Source organism: Saccharomonospora halophila 8, from assembly GCF_000383775.1.
GTDB classification, from domain to species: domain Bacteria; phylum Actinomycetota; class Actinomycetes; order Mycobacteriales; family Pseudonocardiaceae; genus Saccharomonospora; species Saccharomonospora halophila.
On sequence record NZ_KB912579.1, the window covers coordinates 17117 to 21394 of the forward strand.

4 protein-coding genes are annotated in these 4278 nt (G+C 72.7%); 3 read left to right on the forward strand and 1 reads right to left on the reverse strand.

Features of this window, described 5'->3' with window-relative positions; genetic code table 11:
* The first annotated feature begins 190 nt into the window (after positions 1-190).
* Positions 191-685, forward strand: coding sequence for a hypothetical protein (locus SACHA_RS0117650; RefSeq protein ID WP_019811909.1), 495 nt, complete (start codon positions 191-193; stop codon positions 683-685).
* A 63-nt stretch (positions 686-748) separates the two neighbouring features.
* Here the strand turns inward: SACHA_RS0117650 and SACHA_RS0117655 are convergent, their stop codons facing one another.
* Positions 749-1897 (reverse strand): citrate synthase 2, encoded by a 1149-nt coding sequence (locus SACHA_RS0117655; RefSeq protein WP_019811911.1) that lies wholly within the window; start codon positions 1895-1897, stop codon positions 749-751.
* A gap of 344 nt (positions 1898-2241) precedes the next feature.
* Between SACHA_RS0117655 and pdxH the strand changes: the two genes are divergently transcribed.
* Positions 2242-2922, forward strand: coding sequence for a pyridoxamine 5'-phosphate oxidase (gene pdxH / locus SACHA_RS0117660; RefSeq protein ID WP_028663308.1), 681 nt, complete (start codon positions 2242-2244; stop codon positions 2920-2922).
* 225 nt (positions 2923-3147) lie between these two features.
* A partial coding sequence (locus SACHA_RS22885; RefSeq protein ID WP_408640331.1) for an MFS transporter occupies positions 3148-4278 on the forward strand: 1131 nt, incomplete at its 3' end.

Sequence of the window (4278 nt, forward strand, 5' to 3'; positions counted from 1 at the left end):
CCGCCTCACGCCGGGCCTGGTGCGCGCGGTACTGCGCCGACGCCGTCGCTGACCCGCCGGTGACGCCGGCTGCGGCGGCGAGGGGCCACACGAATACGCTTCCCCGGACCGGGCGGGTCTCCCGGCGCTGCCGGACCGCGACCGTGCCCGGGTCCCGACGGGTATCCCGACCTGGTGAGGAGTGGTGCGGATGGGCACGCAGTTACCGGTGCCGATCGAGTTCCGGTTGCCGGAGGGATGGCGCTCGGCGCCGCCGGACGAGGTCGGTGCGCCCGGGGTGGCGTTCGTGGCGCTGCACCCGCACGCCGGCGACGGGTTCACCGCGAACATCACCATCTCCGGGCGGCTGCGTGCCGACGACGAGGACCTGGACGCCACGGGGGACGAGTCGGTCGAACGCATCAGGCAGCAGGCCGCGGGCCCGGTGACCCTGCGCGACCGGACGAGGATCGGCTCGGCGGAGGCACCCGGGCTCACCCAGATGCTGGACTTCGCCACCCTGGTCGACGACCGGCCGCTGGCGTTGACCCAGTGCCAGGTGTACCTGTCCATGGCGGACGTCGCCGAACCCGTCACCCGGGCGGTGATCGAGGTCGTGCTGACCTGTGCCCGAAATCAGCTCGACGGTGTGCTCGGCGAGTTCCGGCAGTTCCTCACGACTGTGACGGTGAGCCGGGACGGGTGAGCCGGGGAGGCCGACCGGTGGCCGACCTCCCCGTCCGTGGCGCACCACCGGTCGGCGGGACCGTCAGGGGCGCGTGACGCGGGCGGACCCGGCCACCTCGCCCGGGTCGCGCGGAGCGGGCCCGACGTAGCTCGCCGACGGGCGGACCAGCCTGCCGGTGCGCTTCTGCTCCAGGATGTGTGCGGCCCAGCCCGCGGTCCGCGCGGAGGTGAACAGCGCGGGCATCATCGACGTCGGTACGCGGGCGAAGTCGAGGATGACCGCGGCCCAGAACTCGACGTTCGTCTCGATGGCCCGGTCGGGGCGGCGCTCCCGCAGCTCGGCCAGCGCCGCCTGCTCCAGCGCCTCGGCGGCCTCGTACCGTTCGGCACCCAGTTCCCGGCAGGTCCGCCGGAGCACGCGCGCCCGCGGGTCCTCGGCGCGGTACACCCGGTGGCCGAAGCCCATCAGGCGCTCGTTGCGGTCCAGAATGCCCTTGACCACGGCACGGGCGTCCCCGGTGCGTTCCACCTCCTCGATCATCGGCAGTACCCGCGCGGGGGCGCCGCCGTGCAGCGGCCCGGACATCGCGCCGATCGCCCCGGACATCGAGGCGGCCACGTCGGCGCCGGTGGAGGCGATGACCCGGGCGGTGAAGGTGGAGGCGTTGAGGCCGTGTTCGGCGGCGGAGACCCAGTAGGCGTCGATCGCCTTGACGTGCGCCGGGTCGGGTTCGCCGCGCCAGCGCGTCATGAACCGCTCGGTGACGGTGCGTGCCGCGTCGACGCGGGACTGCGGGACCGCGGGCTCGCCCGTGCCACGCGCGGACTGCGCGACCCAGGACAGTGCCATCGCCGAGACGCGGGCGAGCTGCTCCCGTGCCTCGTCGTCGGTGATGTCCAGCAGCGGGGAGCAGCCCCAGTGCTGGGCGAGCGTGGGCAGGGCGGACTGGACGTCGACCCGCACGTCCCCGCTGTGGACCGGGACCGGGAACGGTTCGGCGGGGGCCAGCCCGTTCTCGAAATGTCCGTCGACGAGCAGCCCCCAGACGTCGCCGAAGTTCACTTTCCCGGCGAGTTCCTCGATGTCCACGCCCCGGTATCGCAGCGCGCCGCCGTCCCGGTCCGGTTCGGCGATCTCGGTGCGGAAGGCGACCACACCTTCGAGGCCGGGCCGGAAACCGTCGTCGACCTGTGCCCCGTTCGCGGTGGCCTGATCTGTCGTCGATGTCACTGAAGTGGACCTTTCGTCGCGAGTCCCCGGTAGGCGGTCACCGCGCGAGGCCCACACACGCGCGCGCCTCGTCGCACGGTGAATGAGACTCTGCACCGATTACCGAGCGGTATCAATCGAAGTCGGCGGTGGTTTCGGTCACGATTCCGAGAACGATTCAGAAAAGCGTGCGGGCCGAATCGTGCGGTTCGCCTCGCACGGAGGTTCCCGTGGCCGGTGGCGCCCGTCACGACGGGCGCGGTTTCGCCCTGCCGCGGGACCATTTACCGTCTTGCGGGAAGGTGGGTCGCGCCGCTGCGTGCGGTGTGTACCCACGGGCGTGCGGGGTAGTGCGGGAGGTCGGTATGACGGAACTGGACAACGCCGGGGAGGCCGCCGTACGGCTGCCCGGGATGCGGGTGACGTACAACGGCACGGGCCTGGACGAGTCCGATCTCGCCGACACCTGGCATCAGCAGCTCCAGCGGTGGCTCGACGAGGCCGTCGCGGCCGAGGACGTGGTCGTGCCGGAGCCGAACGCGATGGTGCTGGCCACGGCCGACAGCGAAGGCCTGCCGTCCTCGCGCACGGTGTTGTGCAAGGGCCTGGACGACCGGGGCGTGGTCTTCTACACGAACTACACCTCGGCCAAGAGCCACGACCTCACGGCGACCCGGTACGCCTCGGCGACCTTCCCCTGGTACGGCCTCCACCGGCAGGTCCACGTGCGCGGCGAGGTGGAGAAGGTCGCGCCCGCCGAGACCGCCGCCTACTGGGCGTCCCGGCCGCGGGGGTCGCAGCTCGGTGCGTGGGCGTCCCCGCAGTCGCGCACGGTGGCCGCGCGGCGGGACCTGGACACCGCGCTCCAGTCGATCGAGCGGCGGTTCGCCGGGGTGGAGCAGGTCCCCGTGCCGCCGCACTGGGGCGGGTGGCGGATCCGGCCGGAGATGGTCGAGTTCTGGCAGGGCAGGCAGGACCGCCTGCACGACCGCCTCCGCTTCGTCCGCACCGAGGACGGCTGGCGCATCCGCCGCGTCGCCCCGTGAACAAGCTGGTCACTCTCCGTGTTGCCGTGAAGGGCACCTTCCCTGCGTGTGATGCAGTGAATGTGCCCCTCGCTGCGTTGAGCGCAGGGAAGGTGCCCTTCACGGCACAACCCGGGTGAGTGGGGATCGTTAGCCACGCTAAGGTTCGCGGGCGTGGGTGCGGAGAGGTCGGTCGCGGGCCGGGAGACGTCGGGGACGGCCCGGGCCGGACGAGTGCGGCGCGTGCTGGACAGCGTGGTCGCTGATCGGCGGCCGTTGCGGATCCCGGCGTTTCGCAGGCTGTGGCTGAGCACCCTCGTCACCGCGGTCGGCAGCCAGCTCACCGCGGTCGCCGTCCCGAAGCAGCTCTACGACCTCACCGGCTCCTCGGCGTACGTCGGTCTCGCCGGGCTGTTCGGCCTGGTGCCGCTGCTGGTGTTCGGTCTGTGGGGCGGGGCCGTGGCCGACACCGTCGACCGCCGAACCCTTCTGCTGGTGACCAACACCGGCATCGCCGCGACGGCGTGCCTGCTGTGGGCGCAGGCGTTGCTCGGCGTCGGGTCGGTGTGGGTGGTGCTCGGCCTGCTCAGCGTCAACCAGGCGTTCTTCGCCGTCAACATGCCCACCCGCAACGCCGTCGTGGCCCGGATCGTGCCGGAGGAACTGCTGCCGTCCGCGGCGGCCCTGACCGGCACCGTCACCACGTTCGGCGCCGTGTTCGGGCCGATGGCCGCGGGCACGCTGCTCCCGGTGGTGGGCCTGTCCAGCCTGTATCTCGTCGACACCTTCGCGCTGGCCGCCGTGCTGTGGGCGGTGTGGCGACTGCCGTCCCTGCCGCCCACCTCCGGGCCGGCCCGCCGCGCCGGACTGCGTGACGTCCTCGACGGCTTCCGGTACATGGCCACGCAGAAGGTGCTGCTCGCCTCGTTCGTGGTGGACATCGTGGCGATGGTGGCCGGGATGCCGAGGGCACTGTTCCCGGAGATGGCCGAGCGCACGTTCGGCGACCCGCCGGGCGGCGGCCTCGCCCTCGGCTGGCTGTTCGCCGCGATTCCGCTCGGTGCCATGCTGATCGGCGGTACCTCCGGGTGGGTCCGCCGGATCCACCGGCACGGGGTCGCCGTCGTGGCCGCGATCGCGGTGTGGGGGCTGGCGGTGGTGGGGTTCGGCCTGACGTCGTCCCTGTGGGCGGCCGTGCTGTTCCTCGTGCTCGCGGGTGCCGCGGACATGGTCAGCTCGATCTTCCGCATGGCGATCCTGCAGACCGCCGCCACCGACGAGATGCGCGGCCGCACCCAGGGTGCCTTCACCGTGGTCGTCGCCGGGGGGCCGCGGCTGGCCGACCTCGTGCACGGCTGGGCCGCCGCGGGGGTCGGC

Bases quoted from the DNA above. Each gene is read 5' to 3' on its own strand.
- SACHA_RS0117650 (WP_019811909.1), top strand. From the start codon at position 191: ATGGGCACGCAGTTACCGGTGCCGATCGAGTTCCGGTTGCCGGAGGGA.
- pdxH (WP_028663308.1), top strand. From the start codon at position 2,242: ATGACGGAACTGGACAACGCCGGGGAGGCCGCCGTACGGCTGCCCGGG.